The 23,541-nt window shown below is 63.5% G+C and carries 31 protein-coding genes and 1 tRNA gene; 15 read left to right on the top strand and 17 right to left on the bottom strand.

Annotation, left to right across the window (positions count from 1 at the left end; translation table 11 throughout):
- The first annotated feature begins 1 nt into the window (after position 1).
- From nudC to IB262_RS07790, 3 genes are all read left to right on the top strand, one after another.
- Positions 2-982 carry an NAD(+) diphosphatase gene (gene nudC / locus IB262_RS07800; protein WP_034804765.1) on the top strand — a complete coding sequence of 327 codons (981 nt, stop codon included), beginning with the start codon at positions 2-4 and terminating at the stop codon, positions 980-982.
- A gap of 25 nt (positions 983-1,007) precedes the next feature.
- Positions 1,008-1,715 carry a YafY family protein gene (locus IB262_RS07795; RefSeq protein WP_112976976.1) on the top strand — a complete coding sequence of 236 codons (708 nt, stop codon included), beginning with the start codon at positions 1,008-1,010 and terminating at the stop codon, positions 1,713-1,715.
- An 80-nt stretch (positions 1,716-1,795) separates the two neighbouring features.
- Complete coding sequence (locus IB262_RS07790; protein ID WP_034804768.1) at positions 1,796-2,164, top strand: VOC family protein; 369 nt, start codon at positions 1,796-1,798, stop codon at positions 2,162-2,164.
- Between the two features lie 64 nt (positions 2,165-2,228).
- Here the strand turns inward: IB262_RS07790 and IB262_RS07785 are convergent, their stop codons facing one another.
- The 3 genes from IB262_RS07785 to IB262_RS07775 form a co-directional block, all read right to left on the bottom strand.
- Positions 2,229-2,366 carry a DUF1127 domain-containing protein gene (locus IB262_RS07785; protein ID WP_064817013.1) on the bottom strand — a complete coding sequence of 46 codons (138 nt, stop codon included), beginning with the start codon at positions 2,364-2,366 and terminating at the stop codon, positions 2,229-2,231.
- A 423-nt stretch (positions 2,367-2,789) separates the two neighbouring features.
- A complete protein-coding gene (locus IB262_RS07780; RefSeq protein WP_029742350.1) occupies positions 2,790-3,644 on the bottom strand; it encodes a prephenate dehydratase in 855 nt (284 codons plus the stop codon).
- A 26-nt stretch (positions 3,645-3,670) separates the two neighbouring features.
- A complete protein-coding gene (locus IB262_RS07775; protein WP_060580563.1) occupies positions 3,671-4,426 on the bottom strand; it encodes a 3-deoxy-manno-octulosonate cytidylyltransferase in 756 nt (251 codons plus the stop codon).
- A gap of 156 nt (positions 4,427-4,582) precedes the next feature.
- Between IB262_RS07775 and IB262_RS07770 the strand changes: the two genes are divergently transcribed.
- Positions 4,583-5,266, top strand: coding sequence for a cytochrome c family protein (locus IB262_RS07770; RefSeq protein ID WP_060519503.1), 684 nt, complete (start codon positions 4,583-4,585; stop codon positions 5,264-5,266).
- A 146-nt stretch (positions 5,267-5,412) separates the two neighbouring features.
- Here IB262_RS07770 and IB262_RS07765 read toward each other — a convergent pair whose 3' ends face one another.
- Positions 5,413-6,357: an AEC family transporter gene (locus tag IB262_RS07765; RefSeq protein WP_034805271.1), complete on the bottom strand. Its 945-nt coding sequence runs from the start codon at positions 6,355-6,357 to the stop codon at positions 5,413-5,415.
- A gap of 241 nt (positions 6,358-6,598) precedes the next feature.
- Here IB262_RS07765 and IB262_RS07760 point away from each other — a divergent pair, with 241 nt between their 5' ends.
- The 4 genes from IB262_RS07760 (at position 6,599) to IB262_RS07745 (ending at position 10,199) form a co-directional block, all read left to right on the top strand.
- Positions 6,599-6,880, top strand: a complete 282-nt coding sequence (locus IB262_RS07760) for a BON domain-containing protein (protein ID WP_112976977.1) — start codon at positions 6,599-6,601, stop codon at positions 6,878-6,880.
- Between the two features lie 242 nt (positions 6,881-7,122).
- Positions 7,123-8,319 (top strand): CmlA/FloR family chloramphenicol efflux MFS transporter, encoded by a 1,197-nt coding sequence (gene cml, locus IB262_RS07755; protein WP_112976978.1) that lies wholly within the window; start codon positions 7,123-7,125, stop codon positions 8,317-8,319.
- A gap of 104 nt (positions 8,320-8,423) precedes the next feature.
- Positions 8,424-9,230: a MerR family transcriptional regulator gene (locus tag IB262_RS07750; RefSeq protein WP_112976979.1), complete on the top strand. Its 807-nt coding sequence runs from the start codon at positions 8,424-8,426 to the stop codon at positions 9,228-9,230.
- 39 nt (positions 9,231-9,269) lie between these two features.
- Positions 9,270-10,199, top strand: coding sequence for a hypothetical protein (locus tag IB262_RS07745; protein WP_192493509.1), 930 nt, complete (start codon positions 9,270-9,272; stop codon positions 10,197-10,199).
- A gap of 118 nt (positions 10,200-10,317) precedes the next feature.
- Here the strand turns inward: IB262_RS07745 and IB262_RS07740 are convergent, their stop codons facing one another.
- From IB262_RS07740 to IB262_RS35890, 4 genes are all read right to left on the bottom strand, one after another.
- On the bottom strand, positions 10,318-10,941 hold the full coding sequence (locus tag IB262_RS07740; protein WP_112976980.1) for a dihydrofolate reductase family protein: 624 nt from the start codon (positions 10,939-10,941) through the stop codon (positions 10,318-10,320).
- Positions 10,942-10,953: 12 nt separating this feature from the next.
- Positions 10,954-11,430, bottom strand: coding sequence for an SRPBCC family protein (locus tag IB262_RS07735; protein ID WP_060519493.1), 477 nt, complete (start codon positions 11,428-11,430; stop codon positions 10,954-10,956).
- Positions 11,427-11,765 carry a metalloregulator ArsR/SmtB family transcription factor gene (locus IB262_RS07730; protein WP_192493508.1) on the bottom strand — a complete coding sequence of 113 codons (339 nt, stop codon included), beginning with the start codon at positions 11,763-11,765 and terminating at the stop codon, positions 11,427-11,429. The genes IB262_RS07735 and IB262_RS07730 overlap by 4 nt, the downstream gene beginning before the upstream one ends.
- 137 nt (positions 11,766-11,902) lie before the next feature.
- Entirely contained in the window at positions 11,903-12,247 is a 345-nt protein-coding gene (locus IB262_RS35890; RefSeq protein WP_246802616.1) for a hypothetical protein, read from the bottom strand.
- Positions 12,248-12,282: 35 nt separating this feature from the next.
- On the opposite strand from IB262_RS35890, the gene IB262_RS07720 reads away from it, so the two are divergent.
- The gene (locus tag IB262_RS07720) at positions 12,283-12,510 is read left to right on the top strand and encodes a DoxX family membrane protein (RefSeq protein ID WP_348646536.1); all 228 of its coding nucleotides are present in this window, start codon (positions 12,283-12,285) and stop codon (positions 12,508-12,510) included.
- A gap of 102 nt (positions 12,511-12,612) precedes the next feature.
- Here the strand turns inward: IB262_RS07720 and IB262_RS07715 are convergent, their stop codons facing one another.
- The 7 genes from IB262_RS07715 to IB262_RS07685 all read right to left on the bottom strand — a co-directional run bounded on the left by IB262_RS07715 (position 12,613) and on the right by IB262_RS07685 (position 16,528).
- Entirely contained in the window at positions 12,613-13,251 is a 639-nt protein-coding gene (locus tag IB262_RS07715) for a class I SAM-dependent methyltransferase (protein WP_112770701.1), read from the bottom strand.
- Between the two features lie 182 nt (positions 13,252-13,433).
- The gene (locus IB262_RS07710; protein ID WP_281435717.1) at positions 13,434-14,291 is read right to left on the bottom strand and encodes a sigma-70 family RNA polymerase sigma factor; all 858 of its coding nucleotides are present in this window, start codon (positions 14,289-14,291) and stop codon (positions 13,434-13,436) included.
- Between the two features lie 118 nt (positions 14,292-14,409).
- Positions 14,410-14,715 (bottom strand): antibiotic biosynthesis monooxygenase, encoded by a 306-nt coding sequence (locus IB262_RS07705; RefSeq protein ID WP_112770703.1) that lies wholly within the window; start codon positions 14,713-14,715, stop codon positions 14,410-14,412.
- Positions 14,716-14,905: 190 nt separating this feature from the next.
- Positions 14,906-15,541, bottom strand: coding sequence for an ATP-dependent Clp protease proteolytic subunit (locus IB262_RS07700; protein WP_112770704.1), 636 nt, complete (start codon positions 15,539-15,541; stop codon positions 14,906-14,908).
- A 44-nt stretch (positions 15,542-15,585) separates the two neighbouring features.
- Positions 15,586-15,942: a hypothetical protein gene (locus tag IB262_RS07695; protein ID WP_112976983.1), complete on the bottom strand. Its 357-nt coding sequence runs from the start codon at positions 15,940-15,942 to the stop codon at positions 15,586-15,588.
- Complete coding sequence (locus IB262_RS07690; protein WP_034804822.1) at positions 15,939-16,253, bottom strand: metalloregulator ArsR/SmtB family transcription factor; 315 nt, start codon at positions 16,251-16,253, stop codon at positions 15,939-15,941. The genes IB262_RS07695 and IB262_RS07690 overlap by 4 nt, the downstream gene beginning before the upstream one ends.
- 185 nt (positions 16,254-16,438) lie before the next feature.
- Positions 16,439-16,528: transfer RNA gene (locus tag IB262_RS07685), tRNA-Ser, on the bottom strand.
- 382 nt (positions 16,529-16,910) lie between these two features.
- Between IB262_RS07685 and IB262_RS07680 the strand changes: the two genes are divergently transcribed.
- The 3 genes from IB262_RS07680 to IB262_RS07670 all read left to right on the top strand — a co-directional run bounded on the left by IB262_RS07680 (position 16,911) and on the right by IB262_RS07670 (position 19,219).
- Positions 16,911-17,228, top strand: coding sequence for a membrane protein (locus tag IB262_RS07680; protein ID WP_034804825.1), 318 nt, complete (start codon positions 16,911-16,913; stop codon positions 17,226-17,228).
- Between the two features lie 39 nt (positions 17,229-17,267).
- Positions 17,268-17,921: a peptide-methionine (S)-S-oxide reductase MsrA gene (gene msrA / locus IB262_RS07675; RefSeq protein WP_192493506.1), complete on the top strand. Its 654-nt coding sequence runs from the start codon at positions 17,268-17,270 to the stop codon at positions 17,919-17,921.
- Between the two features lie 305 nt (positions 17,922-18,226).
- Positions 18,227-19,219, top strand: a complete 993-nt coding sequence (locus IB262_RS07670) for a BMP family ABC transporter substrate-binding protein (protein ID WP_034804831.1) — start codon at positions 18,227-18,229, stop codon at positions 19,217-19,219.
- An 81-nt stretch (positions 19,220-19,300) separates the two neighbouring features.
- Here IB262_RS07670 and IB262_RS07665 read toward each other — a convergent pair whose 3' ends face one another.
- Positions 19,301-19,510, bottom strand: a complete 210-nt coding sequence (locus IB262_RS07665; RefSeq protein WP_034804834.1) for a SlyX family protein — start codon at positions 19,508-19,510, stop codon at positions 19,301-19,303.
- 75 nt (positions 19,511-19,585) lie between these two features.
- Positions 19,586-20,317 carry a sulfate transporter family protein gene (locus tag IB262_RS07660; RefSeq protein WP_034804837.1) on the bottom strand — a complete coding sequence of 244 codons (732 nt, stop codon included), beginning with the start codon at positions 20,315-20,317 and terminating at the stop codon, positions 19,586-19,588.
- Positions 20,318-20,511: 194 nt separating this feature from the next.
- Here IB262_RS07660 and IB262_RS07655 point away from each other — a divergent pair, with 194 nt between their 5' ends.
- From IB262_RS07655 to IB262_RS07645, 3 genes are read left to right on the top strand one after another with little or no spacing between them, the layout of a single operon-like run.
- Entirely contained in the window at positions 20,512-21,873 is a 1,362-nt protein-coding gene (locus IB262_RS07655) for an amidase (RefSeq protein ID WP_034804840.1), read from the top strand.
- Entirely contained in the window at positions 21,870-22,781 is a 912-nt protein-coding gene (locus IB262_RS07650; protein ID WP_060519468.1) for an ROK family protein, read from the top strand. The genes IB262_RS07655 and IB262_RS07650 overlap by 4 nt, the downstream gene beginning before the upstream one ends.
- Positions 22,778-23,512 (top strand): copper homeostasis protein CutC, encoded by a 735-nt coding sequence (locus IB262_RS07645; protein WP_034804846.1) that lies wholly within the window; start codon positions 22,778-22,780, stop codon positions 23,510-23,512. The genes IB262_RS07650 and IB262_RS07645 overlap by 4 nt, the downstream gene beginning before the upstream one ends.
- Positions 23,513-23,541: the final 29 nt, after the last annotated feature.

Below are 23,541 nucleotides of genomic sequence, written 5' to 3'. Positions count from 1 at the left end.
CATGACGAAATCGATCTTTGACCTTCGCAGCCCGCATCCAGAGCCAAGCACCCTCGTCGCCTTCTCGGAGAATCATCTGGATCGCCAGTCGGAGCACCGGGCCGACGATTGCGTCCAGGTGGCACTGAAGCACCCGGGTGCGCATTTCCTGGCCTTCTCCGGACCGAAGCTGATCGTCAAGCATGACGAGAAGATCATCGACCCACTGTTTGCGCCTTATGAGCTCGAAGGTCTCGAACCCGTTCTCGACGAGACGATCCTGCTCGGCTACCTCGCCAACGGCGAGCCCCGGCTGGCCGTGCCGACGGGCCTGACGGACGAGACGATCACCGAGCCCTTCAAGATCGCCGACGGCCGCACCCTCTATCGCCAGCAGATGCTGCCGGAGGAACTGCTCGGCCAGTTCGCGCAAGGCTCGAGCTTGATTACCTGGAATGCCAACAACCGCTTCTGCGGTCGCTGCGCAGGCCCGATGGAAGGCAAGGCCGGCGGCTATCGCCGGGTCTGCACCGCCTGCGGCCATATGGTCTTCCCGCGCACCGACCCTGTCGTCATCATGATGACGATCGACCTTGAGCGCGATCTTTGCCTGCTCGGCCGCAGCCCGCATTTCGCGCCGGGCATGTATTCCTGCCTTGCCGGCTTCGTCGAGCCGGGCGAGACGATCGAAAACGCCGTTCGGCGGGAAACGCTCGAAGAGTCCGGCATCCATATCGGCCGGGTGCGCTACCATGCCTCGCAGCCCTGGCCGATGCCGCACACGCTGATGATCGGCTGTTATGCGGAGGCGAAATCAACCGTCATCAAGCGCGACGAGCACGAGCTGGAAGACGTGCGCTGGTTCACGCGCGATGAAACGATCGCGATGCTCGAAAGGTCGACCGGGGTCGCCGACACCGGCGACGCGCATATTCCGCCGCCGAAGGGCGCGATCGCGCACCAGCTGATGCGTGACTGGCTCGCCTGGGGCGAGCGGACATAAGGCGACGGATACAGGGAGATCGACCGTGTCCCGCTCCGAACGGCTGCTCGACCTTCTGCAGGTGCTCCGGCGCTACCGCCAGCCGGTGAGCGGCCAGCGACTGGCGGAAGAAACCGGCGTCAGCCTCAGAACGCTCTACCGCGATATCGCCAGCCTCCAGGCGCAAGGCGCTGATATCGAGGGCGAGCCGGGGCTCGGTTATGTGCTCAAGCCCGGCTTCATGCTGCCACCGATGATGTTTTCCGCCGAGGAGATCGAAGCCTTGGTGCTCGGCTCGCGCTGGGTCTCCAAGCGCACCGACGACGATCTCGCCGGCGCTGCCGCCAATGCGCTCGCCAAGATTGCCGCGGTGCTGCCGGCCGAACTTCGCGAGGAGCTCGACAGTTCGACCCTGCTCGTCGGGCCGAGCCCGCCGGCCACCAACGGCATCGACATCGCCGCGCTTAGGCGCGCAATCCGCAACGAGCGCAAGGTGGAACTCGACTACGTCGACAATGACGGCAGCGCGACGCAGCGCACCGTCTGGCCCTTTGCCCTCGGCTTCTTTGAGAACGTGCGCATGGTCATGGCCTGGTGCGAGCTGCGCCTGGACTTCCGGCACTTTCGCGCTGACCGCATGCAGAAGATGACGGTGACTGAGGCGCGCTATCCCCGCCGCCGACAGGTGCTGATGAAGGATTGGCGCGCGAGCCAGAACATGTCGGCGTCGAAGCGAGAGACGGTCGGCTCCTGACGGGTGTTGGTGCGCCAATGCTGACAGAAACTGGCAGCGGCCAGTCCTAGCCTGCACCTCCCGCAACAAGGAGGAACAGCATGGCCAAGGCAAATCTCATCGTTCTCTACGTCAAGGACCCGCTCGCAAGCGTGACCTTCTATCGCGCGCTTCTCGCGCAGGAACCAAGCGTCACCTACCAGACCTTCTCGTCCTTCGAGCTGCCGGGTGGCTTCACGCTCGGGCTCTGGGCCGAACATACGGTCGCGCCGGAGCCGGCGGCATCGGGCAGCCGGTCGGAACTGGCCTTCATGGTGGAAGACGAGAGCGCGGTGCGCGCACGTTACGAGGATTGGAAGGGGAAAGGCCTGCCGATTGCGCAGGAATTGACCGAAATGGATTTCGGTCCGACTTTCGTCGCGCTCGATCCGGATGGTCACCGGCTGCGCGTCTGCCTCTACGATTCTTAAGCGAGAGGGTATGCTGCGCGCATCCCACCAGCCTGAAGCGGCGGGATGCGCGAATGGTACGGAATTAGCGGCCGTAAACGGCGGCCTGGATCTGCGAACGGGACAGACCGATGTCGCTCAGTGCGTGATCGTCGAGAGCATTCAGCTCGCGGATCGCACGGCGGGTCTTCGCATATTCCATGATCTTCTGACGGATCTTCATCTTTAACACTCCTTACTTGACGAGCGTCAAATAGGCATTTGCCTAAAATTTGTGTAGCGCCACGATTGCAAACTAGGCATGCGCCAGACGCGTAGCCGGTTAACGAATTTTTGCCACTTTCAGCCCCGTAGGGCGTGGCGAAACCAATGATTCTCTCGGAAAATCACCGCAAACGGTACGCTCAGGACTTAAACGTGATGCTCTGAAAACCTTAGCCAGATGGCAGGATCAGATATGTGCGGCGCGAGAAGACCACAACCGCAGGCTTCATTTTGGTCAGAAATCAGGCGCATTTTCGGCCTTCAGGCGGAGCTGAGGGGCCAAGCAGCGTGCCAGCGATAGTGACTGCCTCACCGCTTTGGGAGGCGGTCGAGGCCTGCCTACGCAGGCCTTTCTCAACAACTTGGCGCCGGAGCGGCCTGTTCAGAGAACGCCGCGCATCGGGTGCGCGTTATAGGTTCCGAGGATGCGGACCTTTTCGGAGAAGAAGCGAAGCTCGTCCATGGCATGGCGCACGCCGACATCATCCGGGTGGCCTTCGATATCCGCATAGAACTGCGTCGCCACGAACCGGCCGCCAAGCTGGTAGCTCTCGAGCTTGGTCATGTTGATGCCGTTGGTGGCGAAACCGCCCATGGCCTTGTAGAGCGCTGCCGGGATGTTGCGGACATTGAAGACGAAGGTGGTGATGATCAGCTCTTCGTCGCTGGTGCGGGCAATGCGCTGCTCTTCCCTGGACAGCACGACGAAGCGGGTGACGTTGCTCTCGGTATCCTCGACGTTCTCGGCGATGATTTCGAGGCCATAGAGATCGGCGGCAAGCCGCGGCGCGAGCGCTGCCATCGAGCGGTCGCCCTTTTCGGAGACGAGCTTTGCCGCGCCCGCCGTATCGCCGGCGACGACTGGCTTCCAGCCGTTGGAGCGCACGATCTTGCGGCACTGGCCGAGCGCATGGATGTGGCTGTGCACGGTGCGGATCTCGTCACGCGTGACACCCGGAAGCACCATCAGCTGAAAACGGATCGGCATGAAATATTCGCCGACGATGTGCAGCCGCGATTCCGGCAGGAGGTGATGGATGTCGGCGACCCGGCCGGCGATCGTGTTCTCGATCGGGATCATCGCCAGATCGGCGTCGCCGTTCTCGACCGCGACGAAGGCATCCTCGAAGGTCTGGCAGGGCAGCGGCTCCATCGACGGGAACATGTCGCGGCAGGCCATGTCGGAATTGGCGCCATAGTCGCCCTGGAAGGAAATCCTGTTGGTCTTGGCGGTCACGGTAGCGTCCTTCTCAGGTTCTGATATCAGTGGGTACGGGCAGACAGGATGCGGCGGGCCTTTTCCAGCTCCACCGGCGTGTCCACACCAAGCGGGACCGAATCGACGATCTCGACATCAATGCGCATGCCGGCTTCGAGCGCACGCAGCTGCTCCAGCGATTCGCGGCGTTCGAGCACGGAGGGCTGAAGCGAGACGAAGCGTTCCAGCGCCTGCCGTCGATAGGCATAGAGCCCGATGTGATGATAGAGCGGGCCTTCGCCATGAGGCGCGGTCGCGCGGGTAAAATAGAGCGCACGCAGGCGCGTGTCGGAAAGCGGCGAACCGACGACCTTGACGATGTTCGGGTTGGTCTTCTCGCTCTCCTCGGTGATCGCCACCGTCAGCGTGGCGATATCGGTGGCAGCATTTTCGAGCGGGTTCAGCGCCGCGCGGATCGATGCCGGCTCGACCGTCGGAAGGTCACCCTGGACGTTGATGACGATTTCGGCTTCGCCGTTCGGATCGGCCTTCCGCAGCGCTTCGTAGATCCGGTCCGAGCCGGACTGGTGGTCGATGCGGGTCATTATCGCTTCGAAGCCGGCCTCGCGCACGACGTCGAAGACCTGCTGGTCGTCAACGGCAACGACGACGCGGCCGACGTCCGCTTCCTGCGCTCGGGTCGCGACCTGGACGATCATCGGCAGGCCGCAAATATCGGCGAGCGGCTTTCCGGGTAGGCGTGTCGAGGCCATGCGCGCCGGAATGAGCACGATGACTTTACCTGAATTTTCGCGATTCATGATCTGGCCTTCAAAAACCCCGCCGAAAGTGTCAATAAGTCTCAGTTAGGGGCCGATAATCACTGTTGCAACGCAGAGCCAAAAGACATAGGTTCCGCGCGATTTCAAGATAGGCCGGGTTTTTGTTTGCGCCGGTGGCAAAGGGAGCGTTTGCAGATGAATTCATATGTGAACATGGGCGTGGGCGCCTTTCTGGGAACGGTCTTCGTTCTGATGTCCGTGTCCATTGCATCGGAAGGCATTTTCCATTCCGAAGCTCCCGAGAAGGAAGGCTTTACGATCGTTGCGGAAGAAGGCACGTCTGAAGCAGGTGCCGGTGGTGCCGCGGAAGTCGAAGTCGACATCAAGCCGCTGCTGCTCAAGGCCGACGCTTCTGCCGGTGAAGCCGTGTTCAAGAAATGCGCAAGCTGTCACACCGCCGACAAGGGCGGCGCAAACAAAGTCGGTCCGAACCTCTGGGGCCTCGTCAACCGTCCGATCGCTTCGCATGAGGGCTTCAGCTACTCGGCCGGCATGAAGACGTTTGCCGAAGGCGGCAAGGTCGTCTGGGACTACGACCACCTCAGCTACTTCATCGAAGCACCGAAGAAGCACGTTCCGGGCACCGCCATGGGCTTTGCCGGCGTCAAGAAGCCCGACGAGCGCGCCAACCTGATCGCCTGGCTGCGCGAGCAGTCCGACGCTCCGGCAGCACTGCCGGACGCATCTGCCGGTTCTGCCGAAGCCGCACCGGCTGCCGGCGAAGCAGCACCGGCTGCTGGCGCCGAAGGTGCAAAGCCGGCCGAAGCGCCGGCAACCGAAGCCAAGCCTGCCGAAGGCCAGCCGGCACCGGCTCAATAAGTTCAGCGGTCGGAAACGATCCCATGCAAAAGGCCCGGCTCGCGCCGGGCCTTTTCGTATTCGGGGATAGGCAGAGATGTTGCGCACGGAACGTTCAGGCGGATCCAAGCCTCCGCGGCGAAACAGTTTGCCGGAGAGGGCGGTAATCACATCAGCAGATAGGCCCAGACCGAAACGCTGATGACGCCGAGCGCGGTCGTCAGCGTGATCGTCGAGGATGCCAGCCCATGGCCGACATTGAAATGGTTGGCGATCAGCCAGGCATTGACACCCGTCGGCACGGCCGACGTCAGCACCAGCGCCGTCGTCCAGTTGTCGTTGAGGCCGAGCAGGTGGCAGCTCGCATAGACGACCGCCGGCATGACGGCGAGCTTCAAGACGCTCGTCACCGACGCGAGCCCGAGATTGCCGGCAAGGCCGTATTTATCCAGCGCCATGCCGATCGAGATCAGCGCCGCGGGTGCTGCCATCGATGCCAGTTGATCGACGACGGTCTTGACCGGACCGCCAAGCGGCTGGCCGATAAGGTGGAAGGCGGCGCCGCAGGCAAGGCCGATCACCAGCGGGTTGCGCACCAGATTGCGGGCGACACCGGCCAAGAGCTGCAGCGGGCTTTGCCCCGGCTTGCCGCCGGCGCGCCGCTCCGCACGCTCCATCAAGAGCGTGCCCGCTATCATCATGACGGGCAGATGCACAGAAAGCAGGATCGAGATCGCAACGATGCCCTCCTCGCCGACGATTCGCGACACCAGCGGCAGGCCGATGAAGACCGTGTTGGCGAAGGCGGAGGAGACGCCAGCGAGAACGCCCATGCGCGCATCCCGCCCGAAGACGAGCGTCGCCGCCACGTGTCCCAACGTCCAGGTCACCGCGACGCCCGAGAAATAGGCGACCCAGAGCGGCCAGGGCGAACCGTCCTTGAAATCCGCTTCCGCAATCGTGCGAAACAGCAGGATGGGCACGGCGACGCGAAAGACGAAATCGCCCAAGGCTTCGCCGACGGCCGGTTTCAGGTAACCCAGGCGCACCAGCAACCAGCCGGCAAGGATCAGGATGAAGATGGGCAGGACGTTCTGGAAGATGTCGGACATGCGCGGGCCCTGGATCACGATGACCTTGGAGCGGATCGATCCAAGATCTTCGGGGTCTGTTCTCATGAGGTAAAGCGGGAGACGGGCGGAAGACCGCAGATGCTTTCCTCTTTCCGCTCCTGGAATGGTCCTGCCAGCAATAACGTTGTTCGCACCCGCGCCGCAAGCGCGCGAGCAGCGGGCACAGGGAGGGGAACATTCCCCGGCCGCAGGCGTTCCGAAACAGCATGAGGAACGAGCCATGCCGACAGAGAAGCCCATTTACGCGAACAAAGACGACGATCCGCATCTCATCGACGATGCGCTCGCCGACAAGGTGCTGCGCTACATCCAGTATGCGGCGATGATCGATACGCGCGAGATCTCGGTGATGGCGCTCGGCGGGATCGTGGTGCTTTCCGGTCATGTGGCGCAGGCATCCGATATCGCCTGCGCCGGCGATGCCGCAGCATCGGTGATCGGCGTCACCAGCGTCGAGAACCGGCTGGCGGTGATGCCGGGCGCGGCCGAGGCTGATAGCTGAGCCAGGAGTTGCCGTCCGGAAATCCCGATGATAGGACATGCCGGCATGAGATTTCGGCTAGCTTGGCGGTATCGCTGGAGAGCCGCCATAGGAGCCGCAGATGAGGACCGACCCGTCAGCAACCAGGTAAGCCGCAACAACGGTTGAATAAGTTGTTGCGGCGTCTGTCGGCTCACATTCAGAAGATTTGATGAAGTGGCAGATCGCCGCCGAATGGTTTTCATTTGCGCGGATGTTTCATCATGCCCGATCGTAATTCCCTCACCTGGTCCTATTCGCTGCCGGCAGCCCTTTTGCTGATGGCGCCCTTCGATATCCTGGCGTCGCTCGCCATGGACATTTACCTGCCCGTCGTGCCCGACATGCCGGCGATCCTCGGCACGTCGCCCGCAGTCGTCCAGCTCACGCTCAGCCTCTACATGCTGCTTTTGGGGCTGGGTCAGCTGCTGTTCGGCCCGCTGTCCGACCGCGTCGGCCGCCGTCCCGTTCTTCTCGGTGGCGCGACGCTATTTGCGCTGGCCTCGCTGGGACTGGCCGCAACCACCTCGGCACCGGTCTTCGTCGCCTTGCGGCTTGTCCAGGCGGCCGGCGCCTCGGCCGCACTGGTCGCGACCTTCGCGACCGTGCGCGACGTTTATGGCGCACGTCCGGAGGGTGTGACCATCTATGGCCTCTTCAGCGCCATGCTCTCCTTCGTGCCGGCGCTCGGGCCGATCGCCGGCGCGCTGATATCAGGCGCTTTCGGATGGCGGGCGATCTTCCTGACGCTTGCCATGCTTGGCCTTGCAGCACTCGGCCAGGCCTTGCCGCGGTGGTCGGAAACCCGGCCTGACGCCGCGGCACCGATGAGGCCGAGGTTCAGGCCCATGCTCGCAAGTGGCGCCTTCTGGACCTATACGCTTGGCTTCAGCACGGCTATGGGCGCGTTTTTCGTGTTCTTCTCCACGGCGCCACGCCTGCTCATCGATCGCGCCGGCTATTCGCAGCTGGGCTTCAGCCTGGCATTCGCCACCGCCGCCGTCGTGATGATCATCGCCACGCGCTTCGCCAGGAGCTTCGTCACCCGCTACGGGACCTCCGGTTGCCTGGCCCGCGGCATGGCCTTGATCATCCTCGGCGGGCTGCTGCTTGGCGCGGGCGAAGCCTCGGCGGTGCCGTCGTTCCAGAGCTTCGTGCTGCCAATGTGGGTGATCGCCTTCGGCATCGTCATGAGCGCCTCGGTCACCGCCAACGGAGCGCTCAAGGCCTTCGATGCCATCGCCGGGACGGCGGTCGCGCTCTACTTCTCGATCCAGAGCCTGATCGTCAGCCTCATTGGCACCGGCGCCGTTCTCCTGCTTGGCGGTGATACGGCCTGGCCGCTCGTCGGCTATTGCCTCGGCATGGCGACGATCACGCTGCTGGCGCTGGCGTCTCTCAACCGGCTCGAAAATCGATAGCCTTGCCCCTCCCGGAGCGGTCGCCTGCTCCGGGAGGTCTTCAACAGGAAAGGCGGCAACATGCCCCTTGACCTCGCCCCTGGGGCTGGCCCCAGACTACCTTCATGACCGATTCCTACTTCCTCGCAGGCCGCTTCGGCGCCGCCACACGATTGTCGCCGAAAGCACTCAGGCTTTATGCCGAGCAGGGCCTGCTGGTGCCTGCCCATGTCGATCCCGCGACCGGTTACCGCTATTACGCCGCCACGCAGGCAAGCCGCGCCAGGCTGATTGCCCGGCTGCGGCAGCTGGGCCTGCCGATCGCCCGGATCGCACGGCTGATCGATCTTCAGCCCGACGTTCGCCTCACGGAGCTGCGCGCCTGGCTGGAGGTGCAGAGCAAACGACTCGAGGATCAGCGCGAGCTGGTGGAGGCAATCATCCGGCAATCGAGCGGCGGCGACGATCCGCTGGTCAGGGCCGTTGCCGTGCGCGACGTCGCGCCTTCGAAAATCGTCTATCGCCAGCACCATGTGACGGTGGATGCGCTCGAGGCCTTCACCGAAAGCGCCGAAGCGGAGATCCGCGGCTATCTTGCGCAATCGGGCAAGAGCGACGACGGACCGATGACGCTGCATTTCCACGAGCCGGTCAATCACGACGGCAAGGGTCTCGTCGAGGTGGCGATCGGCTATGACGGCAGCCTCGAACCCACTGGTGATCTGCGCATCCGCCTTCAGCCGGCGGGACGCGAAGCGTTCCTGGCCGTGGCCGAACCGTTCGAAACCTTTCCGGCCGTGCTCCGCGTCTATGACGCGATCGAAGCCTGGTTCGAGCAAAGCGACGATCTCAGCTGCTTCGGCAGCCCTTACGAAATCTATCCCGGCAGCGGCGGTACCCGCTTCGATGTCGCCTACCCCATCGTGCGTTAACCCAATCCCCGCACGCTCCAATCACTCAAGGACCAACCGATGCAGCACTTTTCCTATGTGGGCTCCGGCCCCTATTGCTACGCCAACTCGTTTGCAATGATGTTCGGCGAAGCCGCGCCCTCGACCTCGACCATTGAGCTTGCCACCGGTAGCCCCTTCGGCATGCAGATCGTCGGCGGTACCCTGCCGTTCTTCGACCCCTACGGCTGGGATCCGGAGGCCGGGTTCGACGGCGCGCTGAAGGCGCTCGGCTGGACGTCGCAGGTCAGCAGCGGCGGCGAGCCCGAGGACGCGCTTTCCCGCCTGCGCTCGGCGCTGAAGGATGGTCCCGTCTGGGTCGGCCCGGTGGAGATGGGGCATCTGAGGCACCAGCCCGGCATGACGGGACCGATCGAGGCCGATCACTATGTCGTGGTCCTCGCGATCGACGAGACGCGCGTGCTGATGCACGACCCGCAAGGATATCCCTACGCCTCCCTGCCGCTCCACGATTTCATGACGGCCTGGGGCGCCGAGACGCTGAGCTACGGCGACCCCTACACCATGCGATGGGGATTCTCTCGTGTCGCCGACGTGAGCGAGGTCGAGGCAATCCGCGCCTCGGTGCCGGCCGCGATCCACTGGCTCTCGATGACCACGGACCGGCTGGTGCCGACGGGCAGCCTTGGCAATGCCGACGCAGCCGAAGCGCTCGCCGCTCTGATCGAAGACCATTGCGACAAGAACCTGCGGGCTCACCTCGTGCACTTCGCCGTTCGTGTCGGTGCCCGCCGCGCCGGCGATGCGGCGTCCTGCCTGGCGCGGGCAGGCCTTGCCAAATCCGCCGCCATCGCCGGCGAACAGGCACGGCTGATCGGCGCGCTGCAGTATCCGCTGCTCCTGCGCAGGGATGCCGAGGCGGCCGCAAGCCTACGCCTTCTGGCGCCGACCTACGACCGGCTGTTCACCACCCTGCAAGCCGGGGAGTGATCCCAAAAGCCGCGCAACTCCGGACGAAAAACCGCTTCGCACTTTTCCTGGGAATCCGCTCGCTTGGCTGGCGCAATTCCGGACGGAAAACCGCTTCGCACTTTTCCTGGAATTGCTCTTAGGCAATGAGCTCCGAGAAGCTTTTCGGTCGCGCCGCCTTTGCGTCGCGTACCGTCGCGTAGTGGAGCCCAACGACGCCGTTGTCGTAGTGCTCGCTGCCGATCAGCTGCAGCTCGTTCTTGTCGCGAAGCCGGGCGAACCATGGTTCGCCCGGCGATACGACCGGGTAGACGAAGAAGTGGTAGCGATCGACGAGGCCGAGGCCGATCACCGTCTGCGCCAGGCTCGCGCCGCCGGACAGATGGATATCCCGGCCGGGCTCAGCCTTCAGGTCGGTCAGGTAGCGCGAGAGCGCCGCATCATCAGGAACCACCGCCCGCTCGGCATTGTGCCAGCGGCTGATCGCCTGCTCTTCGGTGCGGGAGAACACGATCTTCCGATAGTCGTGCATGCGCCCTGCCATCACCCGATTGGTCTCGCCGCCCGCCTTGTCGTTCAGCGCGCCCGGCCAATAGCCGACCATCTCCTCATAGGTGGTGTGGCCGACCAGAACCGTGTCGTAGCCTGCGTAAAGGCGGTCAATCGCCCGGTATTGTTCGTCGACCACGGTCCCCATCCAGGCAAGCGGATCGTCGAGGCGGCCATTCAGCGTCGTCATCATCTGCAGCACGATATTGCGCATGGGATCGTCTCCTCAGTGAGTTTGCTCGACGAACCGGGCCAGTTGCCCGGCAACCGTTCCCCAGCCGTCGTGAAAACCCATCTCCTCGTGCATCTTCCGGTCCGCGCCGCTCCGATGCATTACATGGGCAGCGTATTCGGTGCCGGCTGGATGATCGCTGAGGGTGATGATCGCCGTCATGAAGGCGTTTTCCGCCGGCCGCCAACCGGCAACGAGCGTGTCGGTGAAGACGATGCGCGAGAGTTCGTCGACCGCGAGAAAACAGGCGTCGATATGCGGCACGAATGCGCCGCCGCCTTCGCTGATCCGCGTCACGAAACTGCCGCCGGGCCTGAGATCCATGTCGATCACCTTGCATCTTGCCGGCTCAGGAACCCACCATTGCTCAAGCCGAGTGGGATCGCTCCAGGCGCGCCAGACTGTCGCGCGCGGCGCCTTGATGATGCGCGCCATCGTCAGGTCGAGTTCAGGATCGGGAGAGCGGATCATGGTCTTTCCTCCTCGTGTTCAGTGACGAATTTCTCCAGCCGGTCGGCGCGGCCTTCCCAGAGCGCGCGCTGCGCCGAAAGCCAGCTCTCTACCGCGGCGAACTGCGCCTTCTCGATGGCGCAGGTGCGCACCCTGCCCTCCTTGTGCGTGCGGATGAGCCCGCTGCCTTCAAGGTAGTGGATGTGCTTCAAGAAGGACGGCAGGGCCATGTCGAAGGGTCTGGCGAGATCGCTGATGCTCGCCGGACCGCCGCCGAGCCGCGCAAGCACCGCACGGCGGGTGGGATCGGCGAGCGCCTGAAAGATCACGTCCAATCGGTCTGAATACTGTTCCATAAGGCTAAGTATCACGCGTCAATACTTAGCGCAAGAGCTAACTATTCATCCAACGACCGCCCCCAGCGCCACCCAATTTGTCGCATGGCCGTTTTCTTGACCTCAAGCCTGGTTGAGCTTCTACAAACCCCGTCGGTTCAATCGGAAATGGGGGCCGACGTGGCATTGGAAAACCAGATAAGGACTGACAATCCCGGGACTGGAACGGCATCTGCGGGCATCGCCGAGCCCGGCGGCGCCGCAGCATCGAGCGCCGCCTGCTGGCTCGCTGGCCTGGTCGCCATCGCACAGACACCGGCGATTGCGAGCGCGCGCAGGGTCGCCTTTCTCACCGCAAGGCAGGGATGATCCATGTCAGGCCCTATCGCAAGCATTCTCGATTCGCGCGCCTTCGGCATTCTCGCCCGCGTGCTGCTGACGCTCGTCTTCTGGTCAAGCGGCCTTGCCAAGCTCTTCGACTTCAACGCCAACGTCGCGATCATGGAAGGCTTCGGCCTGACGCCGGGATGGCTGTTCAATGACGTTGATCCTGCAGATCGGCGCCTCTCTGCTGATCATCCTCAACCGTTGGGTCTGGCTTGCCGCCGGGGCGCTCGCCGTCTTCACGGTGCTGACGATCCCGATCGCCCATCCTTTCTGGCTGAAGGAAGGCGAAGAGGCCTTCCGCGACATGACCGTCGCGCTGGAGCACGTCTCCGTGATCGGCGGCCTGGCGCTGGTATCGATCCTGTCGCGCAGGCGTTGAACGTCAACAACCGGCGGCTCGGCAGGACCACTCAGCCCTCGCGGCAGCGCGTGTCTGGAACGCATCGAGACCAGGGCAGCGCGGCTGCTCTGGTCTAACACCTCAGCGCTTCCGGGCGACGATGTAGGGGCGGTTGTCGTTGCTCGCCGATGCGTGATTTTCCGCCGACAGAAGCTCGAAGCCGGCGGCGACGATGTGCCGGCTGAGCTCTGCTGCGCTGAAAGTTGCCGCATAGGGCGCCAGTCCGACGGCCCGCATCGCCGGCAACAGCAGGAGCCGGACGAGCGGGTTCATGTCGCCGACGCAGGGCGTCTTGGAGATGAACACTCCCCTGGAGGCAAGCAGGGTATGGATGTTGTCGAGCGTGGCGGGCAGATCGCGCACGAGATGCAGGTAGTTGAAGCCCAGCACCGCATCGAACTGCCCACGTTCGGCCGCAAGCGTTTCGGCCGTCGCGCTGCGAAAGGCGAGGTTCGGAACCAGGTCGACGGCGTACCTCTCCCGGGCAATGGCGATCATCTCGGTCGAAAAATCGGTTGCAAGGTAGTCGCGCACATCGCCCGCCAGCCGAAACGCCGTCGTTCCCGTGCCGCAACCGAGTTCGAGCACGCGGTCATCGGGCAGAAGCAAGGCGCGGGTGCGGTCGAGCGTGTGTTCATAGGCGGCCGGGTCCGCGATCGTTCCCTTGGCGTATCGCCGCGACGTCCGGTCCCAGAAGCGCGCGTCGCTCGCCAAACTCATGCTGCCTCTCCCCAGAACGCAACCGGTCCCCCGCGATGCTCGGAGCCGGTGCCACACCGGCCAGGGAAACCTGCCGAAACCCAACGGCTGCCGATACCAGCGACGGTCCAAGAATAGCGCGGAACCGTCAACATTTGACGGAGAACGGACCCTCAATCGGCAAAGAGCCGCTCTCTCGCAGTTCAAGCCAGGCGAACCCAATCAACGGTTTCAAGCACATAGGGGGCGAAGAGAAAATCGCGGATCGCGGCGATCTCGTCCCGACGCCAATCGAGAACGACGAAATGCGCCGGTTTTTCCATGGGGCCGGCACTGTCGAAAACCAGCATGGCCGGCCGCCCTTCGATTGCGCCGAGCGCGAAACGCCACTTTGTCTCCTGCGCATAGCGGGTGAAATAGCGGCTGATGCCCTCGCGACCCTCCAGCTTCAGCCTGTTGACCAGCTCAAGTTTTACATCGTCGGCCAGCATGGCGCGGATGGCATCGAAGTCGCCGCCCTGAAAGAAGCGCACGAAACTTGCCAGTTTGTGCCGGTTCGCGTCGGACATCAGCGGCAGCCGCATATCCTCCGGGCGTTCGGTCAGGTGCCTGAGCGCCACCCTGGCGCGCTGCAGCGCAGATTTGGCCGCCGCCGGCGTACACTCGGCGATAGCGGCGATTTCCTCGATCGAATGGCCGAGCACATCCTTCAGGATCACCGCGCAGCGCTGAAGTTCCGGCAGTTGCAGGAAAGTTTGAAAGCCGATCGCAACGATGTCCGCCTCGGGCAGCGGGGCGTCTTCCATGTCATCGAGCAGGGGGACGATCTTGTGCCTGGACCGCCGGCGCAGAAAATCCAGACTGGTGTTGTGGGCGATGCGCAGCAGCCAGCCTTCGAGATTGTCCACCACCACGCCATCCGCCCGCGCCTGCACGGCCTTGATCAGCGTGTCCTGCAGCACGTCCTCACCATCCACGGCCGAGCCGGTCATGCGTGCGCAATAGCGGTGCAGCCGCGGCCGGAGTTCCCTCAAGCGATCCTCGAAGTCTTCCGTATTCATGACATCGAGTTCCATGGGGATATCTCCAGGGGCCGGTTCGCACGATAGCGTGGACTGAAGAAAATGTCCGCTGCCTGACCGATCGAAACCGGCTCCGGCAACGGACGGCCGTTCGACATCAGCTGTGATCGCTGAGGACCACCTCACCGATGACCGATTCGAGGCTCGCCAGTTCGAGGATCTGTGGGAAATAGGCCTTCATCCTGACATCGGCGCGCATCGCCTCGACGGCCGCGGGCGTCTCCCATTCCGAATAGATGATGACGCTGGTGCCATCCCTGGCAGCAATCAGCCGGCTCGTCCGCCAGCCGCCGAGCGTGCGGATGACGGTGTCGATGTTGCGCTTCAACAGCGCGATCAACTGCTTCTGCTTGCCGGGTTCGACCTTCAGAACGTTGACGAGAGTGACGGGTGCAGTGGTCATGGTGCTTCTCCTTCGTTGCGGATGCACGAAAGACGAAGCGGAGAGGCGAAACGGATCGCGCGGGCGACGATTTTTTAGCGCCAGGCGATTCGGACGTCGGGGATACTCCCTTGGCAGGGGACCGCCTTCGAGGGACTCGGCAGCGGACCATCCGTTATCGGCCGGTAGCCCGCCGAACAGTGACAGACCGTTAGAGGGCAAAGCCGCTGGAAGCCGCCGCCGGCTCGCCGTCGTCGCGAACCTTCAGGATGGTGTCGATCAGGCCCCATTCCAATGCTTCTTCTGCGGTCATGAAACGGTCCCGGTCCATGGCGCGTTCGAACTCCTCGTAGGTCCGTCCGCAATGTTCCGCATAGAGGCGCGTCATGCGCTGTTTGGTGCGAAGGATCTCCTCGGCATGGATCTGCATGTCGGACGCCTGGCCCTGAAAACCGCCCGATGGCTGGTGCACGAGGATGCTGGCATTGGGCAAGGCGGCCCGTTGGCCCGGCGTGCCGGCCATCAGCAGAAACGAACCCATCGACCGTGCGGTCCCCATGCACAGTGTATGCACCGGTGCCCGGATGTAGCGCATGGTGTCGTACATGGCGAAACCGCTGGTCACCACGCCGCCCGGCGAATTGATATAGAGATGGATGGGCTTCTTCGGGTTTTCCGCTTCGAGAAGAAGCATCTGGGCGCAGACCAGCGCAGAGACCGTGTCGTTCACCTCACCGTTGAGAAAGATGATTCGCTCGCGCAGCAGGCGGGAATAGATGTCGAACGACCGCTCTCCACCGTTCGACTGCTCGACGACCATAGGGACGAGTTGCATCGCTTCGCGCATCGGCGAACTCCATTTATCCAGAGATTGAGGGGAAGCTCGCCGGTCTAGGCGGCGAGCATGAGAGTATCGTTGCTGTTCGCGGCCGTCCTGGTCACGCGACCGCCGCGAACATTCGGCAGTTCGTGGACGATCCGCAGCCGGGTGCCACCCGAACCAATCGGGGCGATCCGGAATGTGACCGTACTTTCGAGAAAGGGAGCTTCGGTTTCGCGCAGCCTGTAGCGGACCTCTTCTCCAGGCACGACGACGGCGCCATGGGGGTCGGCCAATGCCTCTTTCGGTAGCCAGTTCTCGCGAAACGCCGGGATGCTGATTGCGCGCCAGACCTTCTGCGGCGCCTCGTCGAGTTCGTATTCCAGCTCAAGGCTGTTATCGTCCGGGGCGCTGATTTCGCGGTTCATTGGTCCATATCCTTCAGCAAGATCTTCAGAGCTTCGATGCGTGCCGGCCAGTAGGCACGGTATTTCGCGAGCCACTGCGCAATTTGCGCCAGCCCGTCCGGGTCGACTTCGTAGTTTACGAACCGACCTTGCCGCTGCTCCTTCACCAACCCGGCACTCCGCAACACGGAAATGTGCTGGGACATGGCCGGCTGGCTTATGTCCATACCTTCCCGCAAAGCGCTGGCATTCATGCTTCCGTCAGCAAGCTTCTCGAAGATGGCGCGGCGCGTGGGGTCAGCCAGGGCTCGGAATATCTCGTTCTCGATCATGCCAAACACATAAGCACGTACTTATCTCAATAACAAGTGTGCTGTTCAGCAGGAGGAGAAAAGAAAGGACGCGACTTTGCGCGCCAAACGACATTGTCACGGCGCCTCAGATCAATACCCGCCAGTAGATGGGACAAGGGTAGCGCTTAATGCGCATTGGCAATGGAAGCAGAACAAGGGGGAAATGGCGGACAGAGAGGGATTCGAACCCTCGATACGCTTTCACGTATACACGCGTTCCAGGCGTGCGCCTTCAACCACTCGGCCACCTGTCCATCCGTCAGCAGCCGATGGTCAATCCGGCTGGATGGGAAGGGCGGGGCCCTTCGGCGTCAGCCGGCTGATAACCGGCGGACGCGCGTCTATATACCGATGATTTGCCCGGGATCAACTGCTTTCTGACAGATTATTGACATCTTGTGACGCGGGCGGGTTCCCGGTTCCCATTGTGCACTCCGGGCAAGGGGCTTATCTCTTGCGTCAGGGCGTGTCCGATGCGTCCGGCCCGTCTCGGCCACATCCTCCGGCATGCCAGATTGCCGCATATTTTCATTGTCGGGCCTTGTCCGAGGCACGGGCGATCGGAGAAGATGCGGCAGGGCGACGCGCCGAGCCGATGACCGGTGCCAGCCAGCGAATTGAAGGGAATGCCGTCCGATGCGATTTCTACTGAGGCTGGCGAGCGCCGTCGTGTTGTTTGCCGCCGTGCTTGCCGGTGCCGTCGACGCGATCCAGTCGGTCGCAGCATCGGAACTGGTCATGACGTCGCTCGGCGACGACCTGGAAGCGCTTGGCGCCGACACGGCAAGCTGGGTCCAGTTTGCACAACGTTCCGATACCGCACCGACGATCTGGCACGGGATGCTGCATTGGCTGCTGCAACAGCCGGCCTTTGCGGTGCTGGCGCTGATCGCCCTCGTGCTATGGATGGTCGGATACAAGAAGCGGCCGGCGGCCGGACGATTCGCCGCCTGACGCATTGCAGGCGGCCTTCGCATCGAAAGGAGTGTGCTGATGTTCCTGATCGACATGTTCAACAAGAAAACGATCATGCCGGACGCGCAGACGGCGCTGCCGGGCCGTGACGCCGCGATCCCGACGGCCGAGACACATTTCGTTTCCGGCCGGCCGTTGAAAGGCCCCTACCCCGACGGCACCAAGAGCATCCTTCTGGGCATGGGCTGCTTCTGGGGCGCCGAACGATTGCTGTGGAACATCCCCGGCGTCTACGTGACGGCGGTCGGCTATGCCGGCGGGCTGACGCCGAACCCGACCTACCAGGAAACGACGACAGGGCTTACCGGCCATGCCGAAGTGGTCCTGGTCGTCTATCATCCGGAAAAGGTGAAGCTCGCGAGCCTGCTCAGGACCTTCTTCGAGGAACACGACCCGACGCAGGGCATGCGCCAGGGCAACGATATCGGCACCACCTACCGCTCGGCGATCTATGCCTATGACGACGAGCAGTTGGCGCACGCCAAGGCCGCGCGCACCACTTTCCAGACGGCGCTGAAGCACGCCAATCACGGCGGCCGGGTGACGACCGAGATCGGCATGGCGGGACCGTTCTATTTCGCCGAGGACTACCACCAGCAATATCTGGCAAAGAACCCCAGCGGCTATTGCGGCCTGCGCGGCACCGGCGTCAACTGCCCGATCGGCCACTAGACGCATACCCCGCGGATGGCATCCCGCGCGCGGTCGCGATACCCACAACCCTGAGGCCGCGCCGGACCGACCGGGACACCTTGTCGTGATCTCAAAAAATGCAACAGAACCGGTGCCTTACGAGTGCCGGTATCCGTGGCTTCAATTTTTACCATCTGAAAAATTTTGAGTGTTTTTTTGCCGTGACCGTGCAAGGATGCGCCACCCTAGCCCCAAGGAGAAGGGGGTGGGTTCCGCAGACAGGCTTCCGTCAGGGAGCCGGCGGGAGGACCCAATAAGATCAATAGCGACAACAGGGCTGCACGATGAAAAAAACAATTCTCGGTCTTTTTGCCTTTTCGATGATGTCCGCCACGGCACTGGCCGCCGACATCAAGCCGGCGATCATCTACGATCTCGGCGGCAAGTTCGACAAATCCTTCAACGAGGCTGCCTTTAACGGCGCCGAGAAGTTCAAGACGGAATCGGGCGTCGAATACCGCGAGTTCGAAATCGCCAACGATGCCCAGCGCGAACAGGCGCTGCGCCGCTTCGCCAGCGACGGCAACAGCCCGATCGTCATGGCCGGCTTCAACTGGGCGGCTTCGCTCGAGAAGATCGCGCCGGAATATCCGGATATCAAGTTCGCGATCATCGACATGGTCGTCGAGAAGCCGAACGTCAAGTCGGTCGTCTTCAAGGAACAGGAAGGCTCCTACCTCGTCGGCGTTCTCGCCGGTCTCGCTTCCAAGTCGAAGACCGTCAGCTTTGTCGGCGGCATGGACGTTCCGCTGATCCACAAGTTCGCCTGTGGCTACGTTGGCGGCGCCAAGTCGACCGGCGCTGACGTCAAGGTTCTGGAAGCCTACACCGGCACGACGCCGGACGCCTGGAACGACCCGGTCAAGGGCGGCGAAATCGCCAAGTCCCAGATCGACCAGGGCTCGGATGTCGTCTACCACGCAGCCGGCGGCACCGGTGTCGGCGTTCTGCAGGCAGCCGCAGATGCGGGCAAGCTCGGCATCGGCGTCGATAGCAACCAGAACGCCCTGCAGCCGGGCAAGGTCCTGACCTCGATGCTGAAGCGCGTCGACGTCGCCGTCTACGAAGCCTTCACGGCAGCCAAGAACGACAAGTTCGAATTCGGCATTTCCAACCTCGGCCTCAAGGAAGACGGCGTCGGCTACGCGCTCGACGACAACAACAAGGCGCTGATCACGCCGGAGATGCTCGACGCGGTGGAAAAGGTGAAAGCCGAAATCATTGCCGGCAAGGTCCAGGTCCACGACTACATGAGCGACGAGTCCTGCCCTTACTAAGAGCAGCGCTTGCGTCATGAAAAAGGCCGCCGGTTCATTGGACCGGCGGCCATTTTTCTTGTCCTGACGTGAGCGCGGCGATCAGTAATGCGGCGGCTTCGTGATTGCCGGCGCGTCGAGCGACTGCTCTTCGAGCGTCAGGAACCTTTCGGTCAGCCGGTCGAGCTTGGCGCGCGCCTGCTCGACCACCTTCCATTGCTCGGCAAGCTGATCGGAAAGCTCCTCGATGGTCTTGGCCTGATGGGCCACGGTCTCCTCGAGGCGGGTGATCCGTTCGTCGGTGTTGCTCATTCTTGCAAACTCCATGGGCGCGCGGCGCCGTTTGCCGGCAGATTGGCCACAGCCGGCCTTATGTCAAGCAAGGCCTTATGCCTTCGCCGCCACACGCAGCGAGAACCCGGGATCCCTAGCCGAAAGACGCTTGTGTAGGTGCACCATCAGGCCGGCGGCAAAGAGCGGCGTCAAAAGGTTGACGAAGGGCACAGCCAGGAAGCCCGCGAGCAGCAGACCGGCGAGAAAGACGGTCGAGCGGTGCTTTTCCCGGAAGAGCCGCGCTTCCGCCGGCGCGCGATAGCGCATCGCCGCAAACTCGAAGAATTCGCGGCCGAGCAGATAGCCGTTGACCAGGAAGAAGGCGACGAGATTGACGCCCGGAACGAGCAGCAGCACCAGCGCCAGGAGGTTGCCGAGGATCACGACGCCCAGGAACTTCAGTGAGCCGGCAACCGCCTCGCCGAGCGGCAGCGGCCGTCCCGGGGGCTCGTTCGGATAGTCACGCTTCTCGATGACGTCGGCGACGTCGTCGAGGAAGAAGCCGGCGATCAGTGCGGTGACGGGCGCAAGAAGCAGGGCGAGCGCCAAGGCCAGGCCAAGGCTTGCGAAGATGCCGAGCACGAAGGTCAGCCAGCCGGCCCAGACGGGTGTGCCCGGCATCAGCGTGTCGATCCAGGGCAAGGCGAGCCAGATGAACACTTCGCGCACCGCAAACCACAGGGCGACAAGCGCAAGGATCGTCAGGCCCAGCACCTTCCAGAAGACCGATCGGGTCTCGGGTGCAAACAGATTGGCAAGCGACAGTCGCGCCGCGTCCAGGATCATCATCGCTCTCCAGCATGGGCCAAGGTTCGATGGTGCATGTAGGCAGAGGCGCTACCGGCGACAAGATAGTCCCGGCAGGCACCCGTCTTTATGCAAGATTCATGCGCCTCGTCTAAGGGAAGCATGGAAAACGCCGGGAGCGGCGATATTGTAGACATACGGGATGCCGGCAGCAGCGCTCCGCGGAGGATGACATGACAGAACAAAAGACACTCGCCAGCCTTTCAGTGCTGGTGCAGAGCGGCAAGCTGGATCCGGTGGAGCTCGCCAAGGAAACCTATGCGGCGATCGACGCACACGGCGATTACGCCATCTTTGTCGAGCTGACGCCGGAGCGCGCGACGCGGGATGCGGAGGCTGCCTCGAAGCGTCTGAGGGCCGGGCGGTCGCTCGGTCTGCTCGACGGCCTGCCGGTCGCCTGGAAGGACCTGTTCGACACCGCCGGCAACGTTACGACCGCCGGCTCGGCCGTGCTTCGGACGAACGCGCCGGCAACGAGCGACGCGCCTGTGGTCGCCGCCGTTTCCGCCGCCGGCATGGTCAGTGTCGGTCGCACCAACCTTAGTGAATTCGCCTTCTCCGGCCTTGGCCTCAACCCGCACTACGGCACGCCGCGCAACCCGGCGGCCACCGACGTCGAGCGCATTCCCGGCGGCTCGTCGTCGGGCTCGGCGGTCGCGGTTGCGGCCGGACTGGTGCCGGCGGCCATCGGTACCGACACCGGCGGATCTGTCCGCATTCCCGCAGCCTTCACCGGCATCGTCGGCTACAAGGCGACGCGCGGCCGCTATGCGATGAAGGGCATTTTTCCGCTGGCTGAAAGCCTCGATTCGCTCGGGCCACTCTGCCACACGGTACAGGATGCCGTCTGGGTGGACGCCGCCATGCACGGGCTGACGGCGCCGACCGTGCGCCGCGCCGACCTCTCGAGCATCGCGCTGGTGATCCCGGAAACAGTGGTGTTCGACGATGCGGAGCCGGAAGTCGTCGAGGCCTTCGAGGACGCGATCAAGCGGCTCGAGAAGGCGGGCGTTGCCGTCAGCCGCCGCGCTTTTCCATCCTTCTCGGCGGTGTTCGGGCTGATGGCCCGCCACGGCGCCCTGGTGACGGCGGAGGCCTATGCGCTGCACCGCGAGCGTCTGGCCGGGCCGGAGGCCAACGCGATGGATCCACGCGTCGTCGCCCGCACGCGGCTCGGCGAGAAGATCTCCATGCCCGACTACATCGCGCTCCTCGACGCGCGCGACCAGCTGATCCACGAGACGGTCGAAAGTCTGAAGCCGAACGAACTCATCGCCCACCCGACGCTGCCCCATGTCGCCCCGCCGATCGCGCCGCTTCTCGAAGACGACGAGCTGTTCTTCAAGATCAACGGCAAGACGCTGCGCAACACCTCGATCGGCAACTTCCTGGATTTCTGCGGCATCTCCATTCCTTGCGGGCTCGGGGCGGCGGAAATGCCGGTCGGCTTCCAGCTTGCGGCCCCGCATCACCAGGACGACCGGCTGCTTTCGGTGGCGCTTTCGGCCGAGGCGATCATCCGGGGTGAGGCATGATCGTCTGTTTCGATATCGGCGGCTCTGCAATCAAAGGCGCGATCGTGCATTCGCGCGACCGGATCTTTCCGTTGCCGCGCCGAACCACGCCGCTTACCAATTTCCGCCAGTTCGTGCAGGCGCTCGAATCGGTTCTGGACGAAGCGGGCGGACACCCGGACTGCGTGGCGATCTCGATCACCGGCGTGATCGATCCCGAGACGCGGCGCATCAAATGCGCCAACATTCCCTGCATCGACGGGCTCGAACTGGTTGCTGAACTCGAGGCGGCGCTGCATCTGCCGGTGAAGATCGCCAATGACGCCGACTGTTTTGCGCTGGCCGAGGCCGGAGCGGGTGCAGGGCGCGGTCATCGCATCGTCTTTGGTGCCATCCTCGGCACCGGGGTCGGCGGCGGCCTTGTCATCGACGGCCGGCTGATCAATGCCGATGGCGGATTCGCCGGCGAATGGGGCCATGGCCCGGCGATCGCGTCGGAGGCCGGGGATCCACCAATGGCGATTTCCGCCTATGCCTGCGGCTGCGGCCAGAAGCGCTGCGTCGATACCGTCGGCGGCGCCCGCGGGCTGGAACGGCTGCACCAGACGGCCCATGGCAAGACGCTTTCGAGCCACGAGATCATCGAGGCCTGGAAGGTTGGCGACGCCGAGGCGAAACGCACGGTCGACCTGCTCGTCGATCTCGTCAGCTCACCGCTGGCGCTCGTCATCAACATCACGGGTGCGACGATCGTGCCCGTCGGCGGCGGCCTTTCCAATGCCGAGGAACTGCTCGCCGAGATCGACAAGGCGGTGCGTAGCCGGATTCTGCGGCGGTTCGACCGGCCGTTGGTTGTGCGCGGCGAATGCCGGATCGAGCCCGGCCTCATCGGCGCGGCGCTGCTCGGGCTTTCAGGAGACAAGGCATGAGCGACATCAAACTCGAAGTCTGCGTCGACGATGCCGACGGGCTTTACGCGGCCATCGAAGGCGGCGCCGACCGGATCGAGCTTTGCGCCGCCCTTTCCGTCGGTGGCCTCACGCCCAATCCCGGCCTTATGGCGCTGGCTGGCCCGCCACGAGTGCCCGTCTACGCGATGATCCGGCCGCGGCCCGGCGACTTCATTTTCTCAACCGCTGACCTCGACGCGATGCGCCGCGATATCGACGCGGTGCGGGATGCCGGTCTGGCCGGCGTCGTGCTCGGCGCCTCGCTTGCCGATGGCCGGCTCGACACGTCGATGCTCACCAAGCTCAGCGGCCATGCGGCCGGACTCGGCATGACGCTGCACCGGGCCTTCGACCTCGTCCCGGATTTCGCCGAGGCGATGGAAATCGCAGTCGACCTTGGCTTCGAGCGCATTCTCACCTCAGGCGGGGCCAGGAGCGCGCCGCAGGCGATCGACCGCCTTAGCGAAATCATCGGCCTTGCCAAGGCCAGGCTGTCGATCATGCCGGGATCCGGCGTCACGCTGAAGACGGTCGACGCTCTGCTCGATCACCTCACGGTCAGCGAGGTGCACTCCTCCTGCTCGATTAGTGAGCCGGCTCAGGATCCACGCTTGGTCGATATGGGGTTCGTTTCTTCCGATCGGCGCCGCACCGATCCGGAGACGGTGCGGGCGATGAAGGTGAAGCTTGCGGCCCGCAGCCCGCGCTGATCGGCGCCTTTCCTTCCCTCATAGGAAAG

This window comes from Ensifer sp. ENS02 (assembly GCF_014851885.1).
In the GTDB taxonomy this organism is placed as follows: domain Bacteria; phylum Pseudomonadota; class Alphaproteobacteria; order Rhizobiales; family Rhizobiaceae; genus Ensifer; species Ensifer adhaerens.
Note: the sequence above shows the minus strand (reverse complement) of the source record. Positions and strands in the feature narration are given on the sequence as shown.

Coding starts and splice junctions, on each gene's coding strand:
- nudC (WP_034804765.1), top strand. CDS start 2: ATGACGAAATCGATCTTTGACCTTCGCAGCCCGCATCCAGAGCCAAGC.
- IB262_RS07790 (WP_034804768.1), top strand. CDS start 1,796: ATGGCCAAGGCAAATCTCATCGTTCTCTACGTCAAGGACCCGCTCGCA.
- IB262_RS07785 (WP_064817013.1), bottom strand. CDS start 2,366: ATGAAGATCCGTCAGAAGATCATGGAATATGCGAAGACCCGCCGTGCG.
- IB262_RS07775 (WP_060580563.1), bottom strand. CDS start 4,426: ATGAATCGCGAAAATTCAGGTAAAGTCATCGTGCTCATTCCGGCGCGC.
- IB262_RS07770 (WP_060519503.1), top strand. CDS start 4,583: ATGAATTCATATGTGAACATGGGCGTGGGCGCCTTTCTGGGAACGGTC.
- IB262_RS07765 (WP_034805271.1), bottom strand. CDS start 6,357: ATGTCCGACATCTTCCAGAACGTCCTGCCCATCTTCATCCTGATCCTT.
- IB262_RS07760 (WP_112976977.1), top strand. CDS start 6,599: ATGCCGACAGAGAAGCCCATTTACGCGAACAAAGACGACGATCCGCAT.
- cml (WP_112976978.1), top strand. CDS start 7,123: ATGCCCGATCGTAATTCCCTCACCTGGTCCTATTCGCTGCCGGCAGCC.
- IB262_RS07750 (WP_112976979.1), top strand. CDS start 8,424: ATGACCGATTCCTACTTCCTCGCAGGCCGCTTCGGCGCCGCCACACGA.
- IB262_RS07745 (WP_192493509.1), top strand. CDS start 9,270: ATGCAGCACTTTTCCTATGTGGGCTCCGGCCCCTATTGCTACGCCAAC.
- IB262_RS07740 (WP_112976980.1), bottom strand. CDS start 10,941: ATGCGCAATATCGTGCTGCAGATGATGACGACGCTGAATGGCCGCCTC.
- IB262_RS07735 (WP_060519493.1), bottom strand. CDS start 11,430: ATGATCCGCTCTCCCGATCCTGAACTCGACCTGACGATGGCGCGCATC.
- IB262_RS07730 (WP_192493508.1), bottom strand. CDS start 11,765: ATGGAACAGTATTCAGACCGATTGGACGTGATCTTTCAGGCGCTCGCC.
- IB262_RS35890 (WP_246802616.1), bottom strand. CDS start 12,247: ATGATCGCGACGTTGGCGTTGAAGTCGAAGAGCTTGGCAAGGCCGCTT.
- IB262_RS07720 (WP_348646536.1), top strand. CDS start 12,283: ATGACGTTGATCCTGCAGATCGGCGCCTCTCTGCTGATCATCCTCAAC.
- IB262_RS07715 (WP_112770701.1), bottom strand. CDS start 13,251: ATGAGTTTGGCGAGCGACGCGCGCTTCTGGGACCGGACGTCGCGGCGA.
- IB262_RS07710 (WP_281435717.1), bottom strand. CDS start 14,291: ATGAATACGGAAGACTTCGAGGATCGCTTGAGGGAACTCCGGCCGCGG.
- IB262_RS07705 (WP_112770703.1), bottom strand. CDS start 14,715: ATGACCACTGCACCCGTCACTCTCGTCAACGTTCTGAAGGTCGAACCC.
- IB262_RS07700 (WP_112770704.1), bottom strand. CDS start 15,541: ATGCGCGAAGCGATGCAACTCGTCCCTATGGTCGTCGAGCAGTCGAAC.
- IB262_RS07695 (WP_112976983.1), bottom strand. CDS start 15,942: ATGAACCGCGAAATCAGCGCCCCGGACGATAACAGCCTTGAGCTGGAA.
- IB262_RS07690 (WP_034804822.1), bottom strand. CDS start 16,253: ATGATCGAGAACGAGATATTCCGAGCCCTGGCTGACCCCACGCGCCGC.
- IB262_RS07680 (WP_034804825.1), top strand. CDS start 16,911: ATGCGATTTCTACTGAGGCTGGCGAGCGCCGTCGTGTTGTTTGCCGCC.
- msrA (WP_192493506.1), top strand. CDS start 17,268: ATGTTCCTGATCGACATGTTCAACAAGAAAACGATCATGCCGGACGCG.
- IB262_RS07670 (WP_034804831.1), top strand. CDS start 18,227: ATGAAAAAAACAATTCTCGGTCTTTTTGCCTTTTCGATGATGTCCGCC.
- IB262_RS07665 (WP_034804834.1), bottom strand. CDS start 19,510: ATGAGCAACACCGACGAACGGATCACCCGCCTCGAGGAGACCGTGGCC.
- IB262_RS07660 (WP_034804837.1), bottom strand. CDS start 20,317: ATGATCCTGGACGCGGCGCGACTGTCGCTTGCCAATCTGTTTGCACCC.
- IB262_RS07655 (WP_034804840.1), top strand. CDS start 20,512: ATGACAGAACAAAAGACACTCGCCAGCCTTTCAGTGCTGGTGCAGAGC.
- IB262_RS07650 (WP_060519468.1), top strand. CDS start 21,870: ATGATCGTCTGTTTCGATATCGGCGGCTCTGCAATCAAAGGCGCGATC.
- IB262_RS07645 (WP_034804846.1), top strand. CDS start 22,778: ATGAGCGACATCAAACTCGAAGTCTGCGTCGACGATGCCGACGGGCTT.